This is a genomic window from Mesorhizobium sp. M0184 (genome assembly GCF_040322215.1).
GTDB lineage: Bacteria > Pseudomonadota > Alphaproteobacteria > Rhizobiales > Rhizobiaceae > Mesorhizobium.
In genome coordinates, this window is the sequence record NZ_JAMYSZ010000012.1 from 80,292 (window position 1) to 99,690 (window position 19,399).

Consider the following 19,399-nt stretch of genomic DNA (forward strand, 5'->3'; position numbering starts at 1 on the left):
TCAGCGGTGCAGATGGATGGTGATGCGCCGTTCGATCCACTCGACGCCGTGGCGCAATGTTTCCACGATGATCAGATAGATGATCGCCGCCCAGATATACGACTGGAAGTCGAAGGTGCGCGCATAGGTGAGCCGGGTGATGCCCATCAAATCGTAGACCGTGATGATGGCGACGATTGCCGAGCCCTTGATCATCAGGATGATCTCGTTGCCATACGGGCGCAACGCGACGATCAGCGCCTGCGGCAGGATGATCTTCCACATCGTCTGCAGTTTGTGCAGGCCGAGCGAGGCGGCACCTTCCCACTGGCCCCTTGGCACGCTCTCGATCGCGCCACGCAAAATCTCGGCCTGGTACGCGGCCGTATTCAGCGAAAAGGCGAAGATCGCGCAGTTGAACGCTTCGCGGAAGAAGCCCCACAGTCCGACCATCTCGAGCTCCGGCCGGAAGGAGCCGACCCCATAGTAGACCAGGAAGGTCTGCGCCAACAGCGGCGTGCCGCGAAAGAAATAGACATAGGCATAGGCGAACCCCGAAAGGATCGGGTTCTTCGACATGCGTGCATAGGCGATCGGCACGGACAGGATCGCGCCAAGCACAATCGAGATGGCAACCAGCAACAGGGTGATGCCGAGGCCGGATATGTAGCCGGGTGCATATTTCTGGAAGAACTCCGGGTTCCACGCAGCGACCAGGTAGACGACCATGCCAATGCCGAGAGCGATCCACAGGCCGACTAGGACATGGCCGAGGATGCGTTGGCGCGACCAGCCGCGTGCGGGCGGCGGCGGCCGGTCGACTTTCAGCGTGTCGGTGGCAAGGCTCATCTCTTGACCTCGCTGCCGCCGACCGCTCGTTCGATCGCGTTGATGCCGAAGGAGGAGACGATCGCCAGCAGGAGATAGATGAGGCCGGCGAAACCGTAAAACAGGAACGCGTGCTTGGTGACGCGAGCGGCAACCCCGCTCTGCCGGAGGATCTCGTTGAGGCCGACGGCCGAGACGAGCGCGGTGTCCTTGAGCAGGATAAGCCAGAGATTGGCAAGTCCGGGCAACGCGATGCGGATCAACTGCGGCAGCACGATCAGCCGCATCGTCTGGCCGCTGGACAGGCCAACCGAATAGCCTCCCTCATATTGCCCTTTTGGAATCGCGCGGAAGGCGGATAAAAACACCTCGCTGGAATAAGAGGAGAAAATGAAGCACAGCGCGATCATGCCGGCGACGAAGCTGTTGACGTCGGCGGACGTTCCGGGGCTCACCAGCCGGACAATGTACTGCAGGATCAATGGGACGCCGAAGAAGATCAGAAACAGCGTGAGCAGCTCGGGTATTCCGCGAAAAATCGTGGTGTAGATGTTCCCGGCCAGTCTCAGCGACGGCTCTTCCGATTGTTTGGCCAGCGCCACGAAAAAGCCGAGCGTCAGCCCGAAGGGCAGAGTGGCCAGCGCAAGACATACCGTGACAAACACACCCGCGGCGATGTCGTCGAGCCAGCCTTCGGGTCCCCAACTGAGAAGCGTCAGTGCGCTCTGCATCCGCCTGCCTGTTCTCCTTGAGGCTCTTTGAGACCCGTGCCGCGTCACCCCTCGTGCGCGGCATCCTTATAAGAACGGCGGGAATCTCCCGCCGTTCAAGTCCTCGTATGTCGGTCGATCAGGACTCGCCGCCATAAACGTCATATTTGAAGTATTTGTCGTTGATTTCCTTGTACTTTCCGTTTGCTCGGATGGCGTCGATCGCCGCATTGAACTGGTTGACCAGATCGGTCTCGCCCTTGCGCACGGCAATGCCGGCACCCGGACCGTGGATTTCGATGACCGGCTTGATTGTGCCGACCAGCTTGCAGCAGGCGCCGTCCGGCGAATCCAGCCATTGCTGCAGCACGACGATGTCGTCATTGGCGGCATCGAGCCGGCCATTGGCCAGATCGAGCTGGTATTCCTGTGCGGTCGGGTACGGCTTGACGGTGCTGTCGGTATAAGTCTTGGTCGAATAGTTGAAATGCGTGGTGGACGCCTGCACGCCGATCGTCTTGCCGGCCAAATCTTCCTTGGTGACACCCTTGATGTCGGTGTCCTTGGGCGCGGCAATCGCCGGCGGCGTATTGTAATATTTGTGGGTGAAGTCGACCTTCTCGGCGCGTTCCGGCGTGATCGACATCGACGCGACGATGGCGTCGAACTTGCCTGCCTGAAGGGCGGGAATGATGCCGTCCCAGTCCTGCGCGACAAAGGTGCACTTCACCTTCATCTCGTCGCAGAGCGCCTTGGCAATGTCGATATCGAAGCCTACGAGTTGGCCGTCGGCTGTCAGATTGTTGAATGGGGGATAGGCTCCCTCGGTGCCGATCCTCAAGGTCTTTTCCTGGGCCTGGGCAACGCCAAGCGTCAGCAGCGCAGCCGAAGCGGCAAGCGCGATACGCAGTGCAATACGCATAATGGTCCTCTCTGTTGGTCCCGGCCGTCGTTCCCGAACGGCTCTGTGGGCGGTGCTTTTGACCGCCCGCTGATGCGATATTCCCATTCTTTCCCAAGAAAAAGCAACTGCAAAACCGTCGCTTGAGGGAAGGTCATGTTCAGAAAGCGATGACGCTGGGTCAGACGCCTAAATTGGGAAGCAAGTGGGCGGAAACTGTCTTCTGCCGCATTTTCAGCGCGACAGGCTTGTGGCGCGCTCGATGAAGTCAGCTATCGAATTCGTGTCGTCGAGATCGAAGGCCGGCAGGTCTTCGCCGACAATGGGGAAGTCGGAGGCGATGGCGACAATGTGTGGATCGCCTGCCGAGAGCGGTGTCCGGTCCTTGGCCTCGAGCCGTCTCGTCTCGATTTTCTTGTGCGCTTCGCGCTTGTACCCCTCGACCAACACGATGTCGCACGGTGCCAGCCGTGACAGGATCGCGTCTAGTGTCGGCTCGTCCTCGCCGCGCAATTCGTGCATCAGCGCCCAGCGCCTGCCCGACACGACCGCGACCTCCATCGCTCCCGCCTGCCGGTGGCGAAAGCTGTCCGCTCCGGGTTTGTCGATGTCGAAATCATGATGGGCGTGTTTTACCGTCGACACTTTCCAGCCGCGCCGGACGAGTTCCGCCACCAGCTTTTCGGTCAATGTCGTCTTGCCGGAGTTCTTCCAGCCGGTGATGCCGAAGATACGTCTTTTCATGGCTCGATGCTCTGCAACAGATGCGCGGCCTGGGCAAGGTCGTCGGGAGTGTTGATGTTGAAGAACGGATCGATCTCGGCCCCGCCGGATTTCAGGATGGGAAATTCCACCTCGACAAAACCGTGCCGGTCGATGAACGCCGCAACGCGCCGGTTGTCTTCCTCGACGAGAAATTGTCGCAAGGCCTGATCTAACCCTAGCGGCCAGAGTGCAAAGGTCGGATGCCGTTTGCCGCCGGAACAGGCGACCGCAATCGAGCCGGGGCGTTCGTCGGCTGCCGCGAGCAGCCGCTCGACCATATCCCTGGGCAGGAAAGGCGTATCGCCGGCAGCCGTGACCAGCGCCTGGCAGGTCGTGTCGGAAGCCCATTCGAGGCCGGTCAGGATCCCGGCAAGCGGCCCGGCATAACCTTTGACTGTGTCGGCAAGCACCGGAAGCCCCGTCGCGGCAAACCGTGTCGGATCGCCATTGGCGTTTAGCGCAAGCGGTCCGACCTGCGGGCCAAGGCGCGAAACGACACGGTCGAGCAGGGTACCGTCGCCAAGCGCAAGCAGCGTCTTGTCGCCGCCACCCATCCGGCTCGATCGGCCGCCGGCCAGAATGATCCCTGCGATATGTCGGCCCATCGTTTGCTGCCTAGGCCCAAAATCCAGTTTTCAAATCAGACAGTCGTCGACAGTCACTCTATATGCCGTCCGGCGCCATGTCCGGTCCAGTGCTTTCGGCGGCTGTTTTTCGCCGTCCGACGATCCGTTCGCGGTAGAGTGCATAGAGGCCTGACGCGATGATGATCGTGGCACCGAGGATCATCGGCAGATCGGGGACATCGCCGAAGATCGTGAAGCCAAGCAAGATCGACCAGAGCAGGGCGGTGTAGCGAAACGGCGCGATGAAGGAGATATCGCCCACCCGCATCGCCGTGATGATGAAGTGGTAGCCGATGAGCACGAGCACCGCCGCCAGCGCCAGGAACGCCGTGCTTTGTCCTGTCATCGGTGTCCAACCGCCCATCGGTGAAAGCAATGCCGCGCCCAGAACCGTCATGGCAAGCGCGGTGGCGCTCGACACCAGCAATGTCGGAATTGCCTGCGGTATCCGCTTGGTAGCGAGATCGCGCACCGCGCAGCATGCGACGCTGGCCAGCGCCAGCAGAGAAAAGACGCTGAACCCTTCGAAGCCCGGCCGCACGATGATCAGCACGCCGGCAAAACCGACGGCAATAGCCAGCCAGCGCCGCCAGCCGACGCCCTCGTTGAACACAAGCGCGGCGCCCATCGTCACCGCCAGCGGCAGCGCCTGCAGCACGGCGGAGACATTGGCGATCGGAAGATGTGCCAGAGCAACCAGGAACGACACGGTGGCGCCGGCCTCGCCGGCGACGCGCAGCGCAACGGTCGGCTGCAGCATCGAACCTGGCCGGGCAAGCGCGCCCCGTTGCCACGCAAGCAGGCCAACGAAAAGCGAAGCGAAGGCGCCGCGGATCAGCATGACCTGCGCCATGTTCATCGATTCCGATGAGAATTTGGTGATCGCGTCGTTGAGAGTGAAACCAGCCATGGCCACCATCATGAACAACGCGCCGCGGAGGTTTGGCGAAAGAGGCAAGGCGATTACCGGGTGAGTCCTGCAGCAAGCGTCTAGCAGGCACCCACAAGACAGCAACGTCAAAGGGCTGGGCCACAGCCTTTCTGTGGCCCGTGACATCTGCCGCGCAAGAGCGGCAGGGCTTATTTGGGCGTCAGTACCTCGGTGCCGTTGCCTTCCTTGCCGGCAATCGTCCACAGGCCACGCAGCGAGCCGTCGTCCTGCACCTTGTAGACGACTAGACCGAACGCCTTGCCCATGACATAGCCGGCGGAGAAGGCATCGTCGTTGCGCATGCAGATACCGTCCGAGGACGAGCCGCCTGTCTCCCAATGGATCGTGCAGGTCGTCTCGCTGGTCAGCGTGATCGTGGCGTCGCCACCATAGGACGACCCATCGAAATTGGTGCCGGCCACGGCATAGGTGCCGCCGATCGACTGAGCCGCCGCGGGCAGGGCCGCGAGGCTGAGCAATGCAAGAGAAAGAATGAGTTTGCGCATATCGTATTCCCCCACTGGGCGAAGAACCGCTCCAGAGCAGAGGCTAGGCCCGAATGGGCTTGCGGTAAATCCGGTGACCGTTTGCGGACAAGACCTTTTCTGGGTGTGACCCCAAAAAAGGTGCCGTTCTAAAGGATAGGTTCGGAGGGCAAATTTGTCACACTGCGGCTCGAGGAAAATTTTTCGACGAGATCAAATTTGCTCGGCAAGATTCACCAAATTGGTCGATGGTCCATGATGAATGCACGAGGCAATGCGGACTGGCTTGGCACAGGCAGCAGGGGGCATGTTTCGTCGGCTTTTCGGTTCTCTTCTGCCCTGGCGGTTATCCTCATGGCGATAGCGCCTGCGTTCGCCGAGAACGGCGCTTCGGCGTCGGCAGTCGAACGGATGTCCACGCCGGGTCACGAAGCGGATGAGCTCGCTCGCCGCGTCGGGAAATGGTCCGTCGTCAACACGATCTGGCCAACGCCCGGCGCCCAGCCGATCATGATGACGGGGCTGGTGGCCGAGCGCACGATGATCGGTCCCTTCATGCAGGAGGTAATGCGCCCGGCGCCCGGATCGAAAATGCCGGACTTCCAGCGGATAGCCTATTTGAGCTATGACCGGGTGGAGGGCCGCTGGAAGTATGTCTCCATGGACACCCGTTTCCCGGCAGGGATCATGCCCGCCTGGAGTTTTGGTGGTGAGGAGGACGGCAAGATTTCACTGCTGTTCCAGCCGCTTGGTTTCGTCGGCTTCGGCCCCGAGGTCGAAGGGCGGTTCACGGCCTCCGATTTCGTCATTTCCAGGGACGGCGACAATCACGAAGTGGCCGAGCAACATTTCCTCCAGGCCAATGGCAGCGGCAAAAAATGGCTTGCCGTACGATATGACTACACGCGCCAACAACCGTGACTCGCTAGCAAAAACAATAGGCTGCCAATAAGTTCTGACGTCGCCGGATGCTCACGGTCCCCTGAGGCTGCCGGCGATCGCATCGACGAGCGGGTCGTATTTCGATTTCAGGGCTGGCGGGTAGTCGATCCAGACCGTGCGGATGACACCGTCTTTTCCGAACAGGCGGCGTTGATAGAAGATGTTCCCGCCTTTGATGCCCGACAGCACCGCCCAGTCCTTGCCGGTCTTGCTGTAGGTGATCCTGTAGCCAGGTTCCTTGCTGGCCCTCTCGGCGGAGACGAAGGCTGTCGGGGTGTCATCATCGATGTTGAGGATACCCGAACAGATCAGGCTGGCGCCATCGGCAGTGAGCCATTGTTGTCCATCGCCATTGTCCGGCTCAGGCTGGCGAAGAGTGAAGATTTCATCCGGAAAGGTGCAGATGGTACCGAAGCGCTCGTTCGTGTAGGTAAATGGCGCGGCAACTGCCGTGGTCCCCGCCATCACTCCGAAAAACGTCAGGACTGCAAGAAACCGCTGCACGCCTTGCCTCGCGCCGATACCAAGGCGATTATTCTTGCACGAAATCGGCGAAAAATCAGCCGCCGGTGACGCTCATATGCCGCGACACCGACGGACGGTTGGTGCGGCGATCGATGATGAAGTCGTGGCCTTTGGGCTTGCGGCCGATTGCTTCGTCGATGGCATCGGCGACCAGCTCGTTGCCTTCCGACGCACGCAGCGGCGCGCGCAGGTCGGCGGCATCTTCCTGGCCGAGGCACATGTAAAGGGTGCCGGTGCAGGTCAGCCGGACCCGGTTGCAGCTTTCGCAGAAATTATGCGTCATCGGCGTGATGAAGCCCAGCCGTCCGCCGGTCTCGGCGACTTGGACATAGCGGGCCGGGCCACCGGTCTTGTAGGGAATGTCGCTTAGCGTGAACTGGCGTTCGAGAGCCGCGCGCAGCAGCGACAGCGGCAAATACTGGTCGGTGCGGTCGGCGTCGATCTCGCCCATCGGCATGGTTTCGATGACCGTCAGATCCATGCCGCGGCCATGCGCCCAGCGCAGCATTTCCGGCAATTCGGCGTCATTGAAGTCCTTCAACGCCACGGCGTTGAGCTTTACCTTCAGCCCGGCCGCCTGCGCGGCGTCGATGCCGTCCATGACCTTGTCCAGATTGCCCCAGCGGGTGATTTGGCGGAATTTGTCGGCATCGAGCGTATCGAGCGAGATGTTAATGCGCTTGACGCCGCAGTCGGCGAGCTCGGCGGCAAAGCGGGAAAGCTGCGATCCGTTGGTGGTCAGCGTCAGCTCTTCCAGTGCACCACTCTCGAGATGCCGCGAAAGCTGGCGTACCAGGTGCATGATGTTCTTGCGCACAAGCGGCTCACCGCCGGTGAGGCGGAGCTTGCGCACGCCCTTTTCGATGAAGACCGTGCAGAGCCGGTCGAGCTCTTCCAGCGACAGCAGGTCCTTCTTGGGCAGGAACGTCATGTCCTCGGCCATGCAATAGGTGCAGCGGAAATCGCAGCGGTCGGTGACCGATACGCGCAGGTAGGTGATCGTGCGACCGAAAGGATCGATCATATCCATGCTTATGCGCTTCCCGTGGCCGTGAACGGCTTCGTTATATATGGCTATGTGATACGAACCAACTTGCCATTCAAGATAGAAGCTCGTGATCTTCGGTAACATTCCGACGCCGACAGGTCATGTCGGAACTTTCCATGCGGCCTTTTCCCTTGACGCGAAGCGGCGTAGGGAAGGGCAGTTCTCCGCAGGATCCACCACCATGACAGCGCCAAAAGAACTTAGGGTCTCGAAGGACCGCAAGCTGCTTTCCGTCACCTTTCCGGGCCATCAGCCGTTCGAATTGCCGGCCGAGCTGCTGCGCGTCGCCTCGCCATCGGCCGAGGTGCAGGGCCATTCGCCCGAACAGCGCGTCACCGTTCCCGGCAAGCGCAATGTAGCGATTCTGAAGATCGAGCCGGTCGGCAATTATGCCGTGCGCATCACCTTCGACGATTTCCATGATACCGGCATCTTCACCTGGAATTACCTGCATACGCTGGGTCATGAGAAGGATGCACGCTGGGCCGCCTATCTCGCCGAACTGGAAGAGAAGGGGCTGAGCCGCGACCGTTGAATGGATCCCGCAGGACTCTCAGGTCAACGCAGGATCGCCAGTATCTCGCTGGTGTCGTAATAAAACGGCGTGCCTTCGATCAGCCGGTCATCCTTGAAGCGCAAGACTTCGGCAAACGGCTGTTTGATGGTTGCACCATTGGCCCGCGATGTCAGCGAAAGCGAGCAGCTCATGAACACCGTGTCATCGTTTTGGGCGACCTGAAGGTCCTCCACCGCCACGTCGCTCCAGATTTCCCGCATTTTGCGGAAAAGGGCGCCAACGCCGTCGAGGCCGCTCCAGTCACCGGCATAGGGCAGGGAGCGCGGCTCATGCACGACAATCTCGGCATGAAATGCGCCGGCAAGCACATCGAGGCTCTCCGACCCTGATTGCAGGAAACGCATTTCAACATTGAACATGTTTTCAATAAGTTCCATGGCGGTGCGTCGCCGGTCGAGCGGTTTATCCATTTTTGACCTCCGTATCCGTTGGCACGATCATGCAGGTAAAGCGGTTTGCCCTTGTTTGCGTTGCCTCGACACCCGTTTCCTGATGACCGGCAAACGGGCACTTGTCGTGAAAACGTCATCCATCTGGAGTAGCGCCGGCAAAGCTTTGGAGACGAAAACATGTCCATGATCACCAGCATCGAACAGCTTGAAGCGCTCTATGGCCTGCCCGGCGAGGCGTCGGTGGTCAAGGAACTCGACCAGCTGATTCGCGAATACGCAGCTATCATCGAGGCTTCGCCGTTTGCCGCGCTCGCAACCTGCGGGCCAGAAGGGCTGGACTGCTCGCCGCGCGGCGATCTCGCCGGCTTCGTCCGCATCCACGATCCGAAAACGCTGATGATGCCGGACCGGCGCGGCAACAACCGTGCCGATTCGCTAAGGAACATCCTTCGCGATCCGCGCGTCGCGCTCCTGTTCCTGGTGCCGGGTTCCGGCACGACGCTGCGCGTCAATGGCCGCGCCCACATCACCACCGATACCGGCCTTTGCGCCTCGTTCGCCGTCGAGGGCAAGCCGGCGCGCTCGGTGACGATCATCGAGATCGATGCGGTTTATTTCCAGTGCGCCCGCGCCATCCACCGATCGGAACTGTGGAATCCGGCAAGGCATGTCGACCCGAGATCGCTGCCGACTCCCGGCCAAATCCTGGAAATCACCAGCCGCAAGAACATTGACGGCGAGGTCTACGACAAGGAATGGCCCGAGCGCGCGAAAAAATCGATGTGGTGAAGCATTTGGTGGTGGAGCACTGGGCTGTCAGGCGGTCTTCAAAACCTCGGCAATCCTACGCATCTGTTCGCCGATCATGTCACATTGTTCCGGCGTCGACTGGCTCATCGCCTTCTCGATCAGCGCCATATGGACCTTCAGCGCCTGCATCAGCAGTGCCTCGCCGGCCTCTGTCAACGTCAGCCTCAGCACGCGCTTGTCCTTCTCGTCGCCCTCGCGGCGCAGCAGGCCACGGGTCTCCAGCTGAGGCAAAAGCATGGTGATGTTGGAGCGGCCGACCAGCAGCCGACGAGCAAGGTCGTGCTGCGACATGCCGGGATGACGGTAGAGGTTCATCAGCACGTCGAGCTGCGCCGGCTTCAGGTCGAGCGGCGCAAGCTTCACCGCCAGGGTGCGTTCCACCACATGGCAGGCGCGCGCCACCGCGACCCAGTTGCGAAAACGCGGGTTGTCCCAGGGCAGGTCTTGCTTAATGTTCATGTTTGAACTATTATGTTCATGCTTGAACCAATGAATGGATCGGCACTATGGCATCATTTGGACTGAAGGTCATCCGCGGCACGTTCGGCGTGGCTGAGCATGTGGCACCGCGACTCACCGGGCGTGCTGCATTCGAGCTGTTCTGCCGCACGCCGCACGAGAAGAGCTTGAGCAAAGGCGAGCGCCGCGCAATTGATCGCGCCGCCGATTTCATGACCCAGGCACGTCATCACCGGCTAAAGACCAGAACCGGCTGCGTCATGGTGCATGAATTCCGGCCCGAGCCGGGCAGGGCGACTGCCGGCACCGTGCTCGTCATCCATGGTTGGCGTTCGCGCACCGAATACATGCGCGCGCTGATCGAAGCCTATCGCGATGCCGGCTACAAGGTGGTCTCGCTCGATCTGCCGGGCCACGGCCAGTCGCAGGGCCGCCGGCTTACCCTGGTCAGTGCGGTCGATGCGGCACGGGTTGCCGGCGAATGGTTCGGCCCGTTCGCGGCCATTGTCGGCCATTCCTTTGGTGGTGCCGTTGCCGCCAACGCCGTCGCCGGTTCGATCAGGAACATCCCGCGATTGGCGGCCGGGCGGCTGGTGCTTATCGCCGCGCCGAGCTCGCTGCCGGCGATCTTCGCTGATTTCAGCCGCATGCTGAATGTCGGCTCGCGCTCGCAGGCCGCCATGGCCGACCGGGTCGAGCGCATCGCCGGCCGGCCGTTGCACGAGTTCACCGGTGACCGCCAGCTCGCAAGCACGCCGCTGCCCACGCTGGTGATCCACGCCCCGAACGACCGCGAAGTGTCCGCCGAGCATGCAAGGCTCTACACGCGCGCCGGAGACCATGTGCGGCTTTACTGGGCCGACGGGCTCGGCCACCGCCGCATTCTCGCCGACAGGGGTGTGGTGGAGCGTGCCGTTGGCTTCGTTGCCGGCAGGCTGGAGCCGTCTCTGCAGTGACCTGAATATCGTTCTTGTCAGCCGGTTTCGACCGTCACGCCGCCCCGGTGCTGGCCATCGCTATCCAAGCCGCCATTGCCCCGGCCACCGTCGCCAGAAGAGCCGAGCGCGACGCGCCGTCGCGCGCCTGGATCGACATGCCGTGCTGCACGGTCGCGTAGAAGGTCGCGGCCGTACCGCAGTCGAAATCGGCCGGCAACTCTCCCTCGGCGACGCCACGCTCGAGGCGTCTCAGCAAGGCTTCGCGGTTTTCGGCGCGGCGACGGCGCAGATCATCGCAGATGGCGCCGCGGCTTGAATCCTGGTGCAATGCGCCGAGCGCGATAAGGCAGCCTTGCGGACGACCGGTCTGTGAATAGGCCCTGGCAGTCTGCCGCAGGAACCGTTCGACGGCCTCGCGCGCGGTCGGCGCCTTTTCCAGCGCGGACCAGATCTCGGTTCCCTCGACCCGCGTGTAAAGCTCGGTTGCCTCGAGAAACAGCGCTTCCTTGCTGCCGAAGGCGGCATAGAGGCTGGGTGAGTTGATGCCCATTGCAGCGGTCAGGTCGCTTATCGACGCGCCCTCATAACCCTTGGCCCAAAACACTTCCATTGCGCGCCGCAAGGCGGCGGCTCGATCGAAGGTGCGGGGGCGGCCTCGTTCCGGCATGGCATTCTTTCTGTATTGATCGATACATAATTCCGTTGACGTGGTTCAGCAAGGCTGGCAGATATTTATGTATCAATCACTACAAAAATGGAGAAGCAGATGTCATCCAGAAGGTTGAACGGCAAGGCCGCCCTCGTCACCGGCGGCAGCCGCGGCATTGGTGCGGCGATCGCAAGAAGGCTCGCGGCCGACGGCGCAGGCGTGGCGATCACCTATGTGAATGGCGAGGAAGGGGCGCGTGCGGTGGTCAGGGAAATCGAGGCGGCCGGCGGCCGGGCCTTTGCCATCAAGGCCGACAATCGCGATGCTGGGGCGATCGAGGCGGCAGTCGATGAGGCAGCAACAGCCTTCGGACGGCTCGACATCCTGGTCAACAGCGCCGGCATCTGGCGCGCTGCGCCGATCGATGCCCTGTCGCTTGCCGATTTCGACGAGACGATGGAGGTCAACCTCAGAGCCCCGTTCGTCGCCGCCAAGGCGGCAGCAGCGCATATGGGCGAGGGTGGCCGGATCATCTCGATCGGCAGCAATCTGGCCGAGCGTGCCACGGACGCCGGCCTGAGCGCCTACTCGGCCAGCAAGGCTGCCTTGGTTGGCCTGACCAAGGCCTTTGCACGCGATCTCGGTCCGCGCGGCATCACCGCCAATGTCGTCCATCCGGGGTCGACCGATACCGACATGAATCCGGCAGCCGGCCCGCACGCCGAGCATCAACGCCAGAAGATGGCGATGCCTCGCTTCGGCACGGCCGACGAGATCGCCGGCATGGTCGCCTGGCTTGCCGGTCCCGAAGGGCGCTTCGTGACAGGCACGGCATTGACCATCGACGGCGGCGCCAACGCTTGAGGCTTGGCTCACGGGCACTATCATTATCGGGGGCGATGACGGATTGACTCGACCCGTCACGATCTTGTGAAACCGTTCTGCAACAGACGTTCCGAAATTTATGGAAGCTTAACGAAATCAGTATGAATCAGTGTAGTCACGCCTTACATCCGCCATGCGGTGGGCGAGACCGTGAAAGCGGTGCGGAACGGGATCCGGTTCAACCGGAGCGGGTGATCCATGAAACTCCTTGGAAACAAAGCAACCGTGCTGCCGTTTGCGGTGGCCGCGGCAATGCTGGCCTTCGGGGCGCCGAAGGCTGAAGCGCAAGGGTTCTTCGACATGCTTTTCGGCGGCGGCGTCAAACACGGACCGCCGAAAGGTAACTTTCCGCCGCCACCGTCAAAATACAAGCCGAAGCCCAGGGCGCCGGCCGCTTCCGGTGGTGGTGCGCAAATCAGCGGCCCGTCCTATTATACCTACAAGAGCGATCCGCTGGTGCGCGTCGATTTTTCGGCACTGTCGGCAGCGCCTGAACCAGCAACGCCTCAGGACGCTGCTTTCGAGCCGGCGGCCACCGGGGCTGCATTCCGCGAAGCCATTGCCGGCCTCGACGGCTATGACCTCTACGCCGAGAAGGACATCGCCAAGGCGCTGATCGCCTATTACTCGGCCAATCCGGATTTCATCTGGGTGACGGGAACCAGTCCCAGCAGCCGTGCCCAGGATGCCGTGCGGGTGCTGGGCGAGGCCGCGAGCTACGGCCTGACGCCCGCCGACTACACCGTCGAAGTTCCGGCAGCAGGCACATCGGCGGGCAATGTCGATGAACGCCTGAAAGAGCTGGTCCGCTTCGAGATGGCGCTGTCGGCGCGTGTCCTGCGCTACGCCCGTGACGCACAAAGCGGCCGCGTCGATCCCAACCGCATGACCGGCTACTACGATTTTCCGCCGAAGCCGCTCGACATGGAAGGGGTGCTGAAGACGCTGGCCCATACCCAGCAAGTGCGCACTTATCTCGAGTCGCGGCATCCACAGAATTCCGAGTATCAGGCGCTGCGCGTCGAACTGGAAGCGCTCCAGGCCAGCGCCGAAGACGAAATCACCATCGATCCCAATCTGCTGTTGAAGCCGGGGCAGACCAGCCCCGAGCTGCCGAAGCTTTTGACAAAGATCGCGCGCAATCTCGATGACGAGATGGGCGGCGCCTATGGCGAGGTCCTGGCGAGGCTCGCTACCAGCGAGGTCTACGATCCGGAGCTGGTGCCGGTGATCAAGGCGGTGCAGAAACGGGCCGGCATGAAAGGCGACGGCGTCATCGGCCCGCGTACCGTTGCATCGTTGGCCGGAACGTCCAAGGCCGACAAAATTCAGAAGGTTCGGGTTGCGCTGGAAGAGTTGCGCTGGTTGCCTTCCGACCTTGGCAGCCCGCGCGTCTTCATCAACCAGCCGGCTTTCACCGCGAGCTATATCGATGATGGCGAGGAGAAGCTGAAGACCCGCGCCGTGGTTGGCAGGCCCACCAACCAGACTGCTTTCTTCTATGACCAGATAGAGCAGGTCGACTTCCATCCCTATTGGGGCGTGCCGCAATCGATCCTGGTCAACGAGATGCTGCCGCGGCTGCGCCGGGATCCTGGCTATCTCGACCGCGCCGGCTACGAGGTGGTCAATGCCCGCGGCAAGCGCATTCCCTCGTCCTCGGTCAATTGGGGCGCCTACGGCGCAAAGATACCCTACGGCGTGCGCCAGCTGCCGAGCGAGGCCAATGCGCTGGGCGAGCTGAAGATACTGTTCCCCAACAAGCATGCAATCTACATGCACGATACGCCGCAGAAGTCGTTTTTCCAGCGCGACATGCGTGCGCTCAGCCATGGCTGCGTTCGCTTGCAGGATCCGCGCGGCATGGCCGCTGCCGTGCTCGGCACCTCGGTCGACTACATCGAGGACAAACTGAAACACGGACATTCGACCGAGGACGTGACACGCAAGATCCCGGTCTATGTCGCCTATTTCACCGCATGGCCGGACCTGTCCGGCAAGGTCGAATACTTCAACGACGTCTACGGCCGCGATACAAGGCTGCAGCAGGCGCTCGACAGCACGGAAGCGGTGCGTTCGCCGGCAAGCTGACGAATGCGGTTCTAGCGCTGAAACAGTGGACGCCGGAAACCGGCATCGCGTCCGGCGATGAGCCAATAGACCAAGCCCGCGACAACGCCTGCGGCGGCAATGATGCCGATATCGGCCCAGCGCTCCGGGTTCGTGTCATCCGGTACACTGGGCCAGATCAAGGCGAAGCCGCCAACCGCGGCCGCCGCGCCGAAGACCATGTGCAGCCAAAAACTGCGCAGCGAGAAAAACTCGGCAATCAGTGCGAAGATCAGCGTCTGCAGGCCGGTCAGCACGATTGTCAGAAAATAGATGAACATACCAAGCGGTGGCAACAGCAGCACCGCAACGGGGGTGACACCCATGATGTCGAAGTAACTTGGCGCATTTGGCAGCGAACTCAGCCCGCCATAGATCGCCGCCACCGCGATCAGCCCAACCAGTACCGCTATGAAATAGCCCGCGAGCATCATCAGAAAGCGTTTCAATACGTGCTTTACCGTTGCCATGCCCACCCCCGCGCGCAATGATAGCACCGCAGTCAGCCATCAAAGTCATATCTGCGCAAGTGTATGCCCAGGGCCGGGTGCCTCCGGCGCCTGTTTCGAATGCTGACCATTGCAGGCAGCGACTATTTCGGCGCGGCTGTCACCGGATCGTAGGTGATTTCGACTTTCGCCTTGTCGCTCGTGTAATAGGTGACGGTGTAGCCATCGCTGTCCCAATCGACCTCCTTGATGTAGCGGAAGTCGTCGCGCTGCTCGACCTTGGCAATGATTTCCGACAGCTTCTTGGCATTCTGCGGCGGCAGCGGATTTTCGTCCGCGGCAAAGGCCGATCCGCCGACAAGCAGCACGGCGGCCGCCAAAACAAGTCTGGACATGGCTTTCCCTCACATCTCGATGAGCAGAAACTCGTTTCTATGCAGGTTTGTTCCGGGATAGCGGACCGTTGCGCTACAAGGAGGCGCCGTCCGTACCTGATTTATGGCTGCCGAAAGAACACGGCGACTGCTTAAAATCATGATGCGTCGCCTCAACATCGCGGCCGTAATAGTGCTGGTGGTCATTCGGGGTTTTACATGCAAATGCGTCATGCCATCATATTTGTACTTTTCACATTTTCCATTCCGGCCATTTCGATGCCTGTCCAGAAAGCCGAGGCGCTAGAACCTGAACGCTATACGGTCTATTGCGCCGACGACCGCATCGAGGTTTCGTTCTGGGATATCGAGCAGATGAGGTGCGGGCCGGCTCCAACGTTTTCCAGTTCCAGAGCTATACGAGCTACAGCAGCGCTTTGAATTTCGCCCAAAAGAATTTTGGCGGCGAGGGGGCTACCTGCAGCTGCTAGTGGTAAAAATCTGACGCTTGGTGCCCGATGCGGATTATCTGTTCCGACCCTTTCCGGCCGTACAGACGTGGCAATGCTACGGCGTCAGTTGACCCGTTCCGATCATTGGCCATCTTGCAACCGTTTGAAATCTGGCGCTGGATGGGACATGGGACCATTACTGCGCGAGGTCTCTATGGCAAACACAGAAGAAGGAACGCGCGTAGCAGGAGTTTGGCTTGCGATCGCCTCTATCCTGCTGGCAGGCGCGCTGGTCGGCCATGGTCCGATCGATCCCGATATGGGTCGCCAGATGGGAGTCATCACCGACGACCCTGTCCGATGGGCGATCATCCATTGGGTTTCCGCGGTAGCGCTATCACTGTTCGTCCTGACAGGTCTGATCGTGCTGGCGGCCAGATCGCGCCTCACCCAGGCGTGGTGGACGTTGTCTGCCTGGGGTGTGCTGACTGTCGGCGCCCTCTGGACCATGACGACCGCGGTGGCCGAGGCCACCGTGGTCTCCGCCGCTGCTGCCGCCGGGGACACGGCAACTTTCGAGGCCTGGTGGGCATTTTCCGAAGGAAAGGCTAACGGCTTCATGTTTTTGGCGTTGGCCGTTGCCGTGATCGCTGGCAACGAGGCGCAGACCACTCACCGAGCCACGCCGGTCTGGGCATCGTACATCGCAGTGGTGGCCGGAATTGGAGCCTTCCTCGGTTGGCCCCTGGGCATGTGGCTCGGAGTCACCCTGGGCAGCTTCGTCTGGGTCGTGGCATCACTGGTGATGTCCCTGTGGACACTTTGGTTCGGGTTGGGTTTAGCGCGGACCGTGATCGGGCTGCGGCCTCACAATGGGTGACATCGAGTCCGTAGCGGGAGCGTAGCGAGCGACCGCTTGATGACCGCGACGGGCGCTCCAGCCGCTCCGAGGCGGCGGGGATTGCTTCGCGCCGCTGAAAAAAACGGCCTCGACGCGCGAGTTTGCCGAATGGGCAATATGCTTGCAGTAGGCGCGATAAAGCCGCTTCAGCAGCCGGAGCGAAAGGCAGGTTTACCCAGAGCGGGCCTACTGCTTCGGCACCAAGCGTCAGATTTTGACCACTAGCCGCTCTGACTTGGAATTGATTCAGGAAAGCGGATGGTGGGCGATGCAGGGATTGAACCTGCGACCCCACCCGTGTGAAGGGTGTGCTCTCCCGCTGAGCTAATCGCCCGCTCGTTGCCCGAAGGCCAAGCGCGCCGCGATATAAGGGAGGCCGGCCTGCTAAGTCAACCACTTGTCGGTCGGCATCCGGCGGTCCGCCCGATGGGCAGCTTTCAGCCTTCTGCCGCGGCCATCAGCCCTTGTGCCAGATCGAGCGTCAGCGAATCGAAATGCGAGATCACCGCCGACGGTTCGAACTCTCGCACATGACGGTCGGTGTAGCCGAAATCGACTGCCACCACCGGAATCCCGGCGGCTTTCGCCGTGTCGATGTCGGTCTGCGAATCACCGACCATCAGTGCACGGTGCGGGTCGCCGCCGGCGCGCGCGATGGTCTGCGTGAGATGGCGCGGGTCGGGCTTGCGGAACGGAAAACTATCCTGACCGCAGATCGCCGCGAAATGCCTGGTCATACCGAGCGCCTCGATCAGCGCCACCGAATTGGCCTCGTATTTATTGGTGCAGATGGCCAGCAGGTAACCGGCTGCCTCGAACCGTGCGATCGCCTCGGGGACGCCGGGGTAGGGGCGCGATTTGCCGGGGATGTTGACGCTGTAATGGTCCAGAAACAGCTTGAGCAGGCGGTCGTGCTCCTCCACTGCCAGCGACCTGTGCTGCGCTGCGTGAGCGCGCTCGATCATCACCCGGCCGCCATGGCCGACGAAGCGCTTGAAGCCGGCTTCGTCGACGGCCGCGAGCTGGCTGGCGGCAAGGCTGTGGTTGAGACTGTCGAGCAGGTCCGGCGCCGTGTCGATCAGCGTCCCGTCGAGGTCGAACACGATGATCGGTCGGGTCATGGCCTGTCCTGTGACGATTTTGATTGCCGGCAGGCGATAACCGCTGCGGCCCGTTCAGGCAAGCCGGCTTGTCCACCGCGGGCAAGGTCCTTTGACCAGCCCGGCAAAAATGCTACGAGCGCCGAAACAAATCTCGGGACCCGGCATGGATGCGAGGCAATTGAAGGTTGAGGCCGCGCGGGCAGCGCTTGCCCATGTCACGGATGGCATGCGGCTCGGCATCGGCACCGGCACGACGGCGGACGAGTTCGTGCGGCTGCTCGCCGACAAGGTCGCCACCGGCCTGACTGTCATCGGCGTGCCGACCTCGGAGCGCACCGCCGTCCTTTGCACCGAGCTTGGTGTGCCGCTGTCCACCCTCGAGGAAACCCCCGAGCTCGATCTCACCATCGACGGCGCCGACGAGATCGATCCGGCGCTGACATTGATCAAGGGCGGCGGCGGCGCGCTGCTGCGCGAAAAGATCGTCGCGGCGGCCTCCGCCCGCATGATCGTCATCGCCGACAGCTCCAAGATGGTCGAGATGATCGGCCGTTTTCCGCTGCCCATCGAAGTCAACCGGTTTGGCCTGCGCGCCACCGAAATTGCGGTCGGCGCGGCGGCTGCAAACCTTGGCCTTTCCGGCCCTGTTACATTGAGGATGACGGGGAGCCAGCCATTTGTTACAGACGGCGGCCATTTTATCCTCGATGCATCTTTTGGCCGCATTCCGGATACAAGAGCGCTTTCGAATGCTCTCCACGCCATTCCGGGCGTGGTCGAGCATGGTCTTTTCATCGGGCTGGCATCAACGGCCATCATAGCCGGCGGCGACGGCATCCAAACCGTCCATACCGCCCGAAAATCAGGGAGTTTTACCGATCATGATGTTGCATAACCGGGTTGGCCGCTTTTTTGCCATTCTGGCGGCCTCGGCCGTTTTCGCGTTTTCGTCGCCTGCGTCTTCGCAGGACGTCACCGATGCGCATTTGAAGGCGGCGCGCGCCGCCGTCGCGGCGATCCATGCGACGGATACGTTCGACAGCATCCTGCCGCAAGCGGCCGCGGCACTGGAGCAGCAGCTGATCCAGAAGAACCCGGACATGCAGGAACTGATCGCCAAGACGATCAACGAGAAGGCGATGGCCTTGGCATCGCGCCGCGCCGACCTGGAAAAGGAAGCGGCGCTCGCCTATGCGAAGGTGTTCTCGGAAAAGGAACTCAATGAAATCGCCGCCTTCTACAATTCCGATTCCGGCAAGAAGCTGCTCGACAACGGCCCGATCGTGACGCGCGAACTGGTGAAGGCTGCCGAGATCTGGCAGAACGGCCTGGCTCGCGATCTCGCCCAGCAGGTCGGCGAGACCCTGGGTGCAGCGGCGAATGCCAAGGCGCCGGCTGCACCTGCCGACGGTACCGCTCCGGCCGATGGCGCAGCTCCCGCGGACGCTACACCGAATTGATTGCGGACTTCCGAGCCGCCTGACCGCCACTGGACCAAAAGCCCGGCAAGTCCGGGCTTTTCTTTTGATAGTCGGCAGCCTACCTGTCTCGGGGTTTGAGG

Annotated in this window: 24 protein-coding genes and 1 tRNA gene; 9 read left to right on the top strand and 16 right to left on the bottom strand. The window is 61.6% G+C overall.

The annotated features are described in order from the left end of the window. The 7 genes from NKJ23_RS16795 to NKJ23_RS16825 all read right to left on the bottom strand — a co-directional run bounded on the left by NKJ23_RS16795 (position 1) and on the right by NKJ23_RS16825 (position 5,246). Positions 1–828 (bottom strand): ABC transporter permease, encoded by an 828-nt coding sequence (locus tag NKJ23_RS16795; protein WP_023675012.1) that lies wholly within the window; start codon positions 826–828, stop codon positions 1–3. Beyond that, on the bottom strand, positions 825–1,538 hold the full coding sequence (locus tag NKJ23_RS16800; RefSeq protein WP_352568649.1) for an ABC transporter permease: 714 nt from the start codon (positions 1,536–1,538) through the stop codon (positions 825–827). Before NKJ23_RS16800 ends, NKJ23_RS16795 begins: the two co-directional genes overlap by 4 nt. A gap of 118 nt (positions 1,539–1,656) precedes the next feature. After that, entirely contained in the window at positions 1,657–2,439 is a 783-nt protein-coding gene (locus NKJ23_RS16805) for an ABC transporter substrate-binding protein (RefSeq protein WP_023717637.1), read from the bottom strand. Positions 2,440–2,652: 213 nt separating this feature from the next. After that, positions 2,653–3,162, bottom strand: coding sequence for a molybdopterin-guanine dinucleotide biosynthesis protein B (gene mobB / locus NKJ23_RS16810; RefSeq protein WP_023675015.1), 510 nt, complete (start codon positions 3,160–3,162; stop codon positions 2,653–2,655). After that, a complete protein-coding gene (mobA, locus tag NKJ23_RS16815; RefSeq protein ID WP_352681214.1) occupies positions 3,159–3,788 on the bottom strand; it encodes a molybdenum cofactor guanylyltransferase MobA in 630 nt (209 codons plus the stop codon). The genes mobB and mobA overlap by 4 nt, the downstream gene beginning before the upstream one ends. Before the next feature lie 58 nt (positions 3,789–3,846). Further along, a complete protein-coding gene (locus NKJ23_RS16820; protein WP_352681216.1) occupies positions 3,847–4,767 on the bottom strand; it encodes a DMT family transporter in 921 nt (306 codons plus the stop codon). 122 nt (positions 4,768–4,889) lie between these two features. Beyond that, positions 4,890–5,246 (bottom strand): hypothetical protein, encoded by a 357-nt coding sequence (locus NKJ23_RS16825; protein WP_352681218.1) that lies wholly within the window; start codon positions 5,244–5,246, stop codon positions 4,890–4,892. 198 nt (positions 5,247–5,444) lie between these two features. Here NKJ23_RS16825 and NKJ23_RS16830 point away from each other — a divergent pair, with 198 nt between their 5' ends. Then, the gene (locus tag NKJ23_RS16830; RefSeq protein WP_352681220.1) at positions 5,445–6,146 is read left to right on the top strand and encodes a DUF1579 family protein; all 702 of its coding nucleotides are present in this window, start codon (positions 5,445–5,447) and stop codon (positions 6,144–6,146) included. A 51-nt stretch (positions 6,147–6,197) separates the two neighbouring features. Here the strand turns inward: NKJ23_RS16830 and NKJ23_RS16835 are convergent, their stop codons facing one another. Continuing rightward, complete coding sequence (locus NKJ23_RS16835) at positions 6,198–6,671, bottom strand: hypothetical protein (RefSeq protein ID WP_352681221.1); 474 nt, start codon at positions 6,669–6,671, stop codon at positions 6,198–6,200. Positions 6,672–6,726: 55 nt separating this feature from the next. Continuing rightward, the gene (gene moaA, locus NKJ23_RS16840) at positions 6,727–7,722 is read right to left on the bottom strand and encodes a GTP 3',8-cyclase MoaA (RefSeq protein ID WP_352681223.1); all 996 of its coding nucleotides are present in this window, start codon (positions 7,720–7,722) and stop codon (positions 6,727–6,729) included. A 199-nt stretch (positions 7,723–7,921) separates the two neighbouring features. Between moaA and NKJ23_RS16845 the strand changes: the two genes are divergently transcribed. Next, a complete protein-coding gene (locus NKJ23_RS16845; RefSeq protein WP_023717628.1) occupies positions 7,922–8,275 on the top strand; it encodes a gamma-butyrobetaine hydroxylase family protein in 354 nt (117 codons plus the stop codon). A 23-nt stretch (positions 8,276–8,298) separates the two neighbouring features. Here NKJ23_RS16845 and NKJ23_RS16850 read toward each other — a convergent pair whose 3' ends face one another. Next, positions 8,299–8,727 (bottom strand): nuclear transport factor 2 family protein, encoded by a 429-nt coding sequence (locus NKJ23_RS16850; RefSeq protein ID WP_352681225.1) that lies wholly within the window; start codon positions 8,725–8,727, stop codon positions 8,299–8,301. Positions 8,728–8,886: 159 nt separating this feature from the next. Between NKJ23_RS16850 and NKJ23_RS16855 the strand changes: the two genes are divergently transcribed. Next, positions 8,887–9,498, top strand: a complete 612-nt coding sequence (locus tag NKJ23_RS16855; RefSeq protein ID WP_023675024.1) for a pyridoxamine 5'-phosphate oxidase family protein — start codon at positions 8,887–8,889, stop codon at positions 9,496–9,498. 27 nt (positions 9,499–9,525) lie between these two features. Here NKJ23_RS16855 and NKJ23_RS16860 read toward each other — a convergent pair whose 3' ends face one another. Further along, positions 9,526–9,978, bottom strand: a complete 453-nt coding sequence (locus tag NKJ23_RS16860; RefSeq protein WP_352448891.1) for a MarR family winged helix-turn-helix transcriptional regulator — start codon at positions 9,976–9,978, stop codon at positions 9,526–9,528. Between the two features lie 47 nt (positions 9,979–10,025). Between NKJ23_RS16860 and NKJ23_RS16865 the strand changes: the two genes are divergently transcribed. After that, positions 10,026–10,934: an alpha/beta hydrolase gene (locus NKJ23_RS16865; RefSeq protein ID WP_352681226.1), complete on the top strand. Its 909-nt coding sequence runs from the start codon at positions 10,026–10,028 to the stop codon at positions 10,932–10,934. A 34-nt stretch (positions 10,935–10,968) separates the two neighbouring features. Here NKJ23_RS16865 and NKJ23_RS16870 read toward each other — a convergent pair whose 3' ends face one another. After that, positions 10,969–11,583 (bottom strand): TetR/AcrR family transcriptional regulator, encoded by a 615-nt coding sequence (locus tag NKJ23_RS16870; RefSeq protein ID WP_352540513.1) that lies wholly within the window; start codon positions 11,581–11,583, stop codon positions 10,969–10,971. A gap of 99 nt (positions 11,584–11,682) precedes the next feature. Here NKJ23_RS16870 and NKJ23_RS16875 point away from each other — a divergent pair, with 99 nt between their 5' ends. Then, on the top strand, positions 11,683–12,429 hold the full coding sequence (locus NKJ23_RS16875) for an SDR family NAD(P)-dependent oxidoreductase (RefSeq protein ID WP_352448894.1): 747 nt from the start codon (positions 11,683–11,685) through the stop codon (positions 12,427–12,429). A 219-nt stretch (positions 12,430–12,648) separates the two neighbouring features. Next, on the top strand, positions 12,649–14,541 hold the full coding sequence (locus NKJ23_RS16880; protein WP_352681228.1) for a L,D-transpeptidase family protein: 1,893 nt from the start codon (positions 12,649–12,651) through the stop codon (positions 14,539–14,541). 11 nt (positions 14,542–14,552) lie between these two features. On the opposite strand, the gene NKJ23_RS16885 is transcribed toward NKJ23_RS16880, so the two are convergent. Together NKJ23_RS16885 and NKJ23_RS16890 are read right to left on the bottom strand one after the other, a co-directional pair. Beyond that, positions 14,553–15,029, bottom strand: coding sequence for a hypothetical protein (locus tag NKJ23_RS16885; RefSeq protein WP_352681334.1), 477 nt, complete (start codon positions 15,027–15,029; stop codon positions 14,553–14,555). Positions 15,030–15,151: 122 nt separating this feature from the next. After that, a complete protein-coding gene (locus tag NKJ23_RS16890) occupies positions 15,152–15,403 on the bottom strand; it encodes a PepSY domain-containing protein (RefSeq protein ID WP_352681229.1) in 252 nt (83 codons plus the stop codon). A 645-nt stretch (positions 15,404–16,048) separates the two neighbouring features. Between NKJ23_RS16890 and NKJ23_RS16895 the strand changes: the two genes are divergently transcribed. Beyond that, on the top strand, positions 16,049–16,714 hold the full coding sequence (locus NKJ23_RS16895; protein ID WP_352681231.1) for a hypothetical protein: 666 nt from the start codon (positions 16,049–16,051) through the stop codon (positions 16,712–16,714). Between the two features lie 280 nt (positions 16,715–16,994). Here the strand turns inward: NKJ23_RS16895 and NKJ23_RS16900 are convergent. Continuing rightward, positions 16,995–17,069: transfer RNA gene (locus NKJ23_RS16900), tRNA-Val, on the bottom strand. A gap of 103 nt (positions 17,070–17,172) precedes the next feature. After that, positions 17,173–17,856, bottom strand: a complete 684-nt coding sequence (locus NKJ23_RS16905) for a phosphoglycolate phosphatase (protein WP_352681233.1) — start codon at positions 17,854–17,856, stop codon at positions 17,173–17,175. A gap of 145 nt (positions 17,857–18,001) precedes the next feature. On the opposite strand from NKJ23_RS16905, the gene rpiA reads away from it, so the two are divergent. After that, complete coding sequence (gene rpiA / locus NKJ23_RS16910; protein ID WP_352681235.1) at positions 18,002–18,733, top strand: ribose-5-phosphate isomerase RpiA; 732 nt, start codon at positions 18,002–18,004, stop codon at positions 18,731–18,733. Next, positions 18,720–19,298: a DUF2059 domain-containing protein gene (locus NKJ23_RS16915; RefSeq protein ID WP_352568635.1), complete on the top strand. Its 579-nt coding sequence runs from the start codon at positions 18,720–18,722 to the stop codon at positions 19,296–19,298. The genes rpiA and NKJ23_RS16915 overlap by 14 nt, the downstream gene beginning before the upstream one ends. The last annotated feature ends 101 nt before the right edge of the window (positions 19,299–19,399 follow it).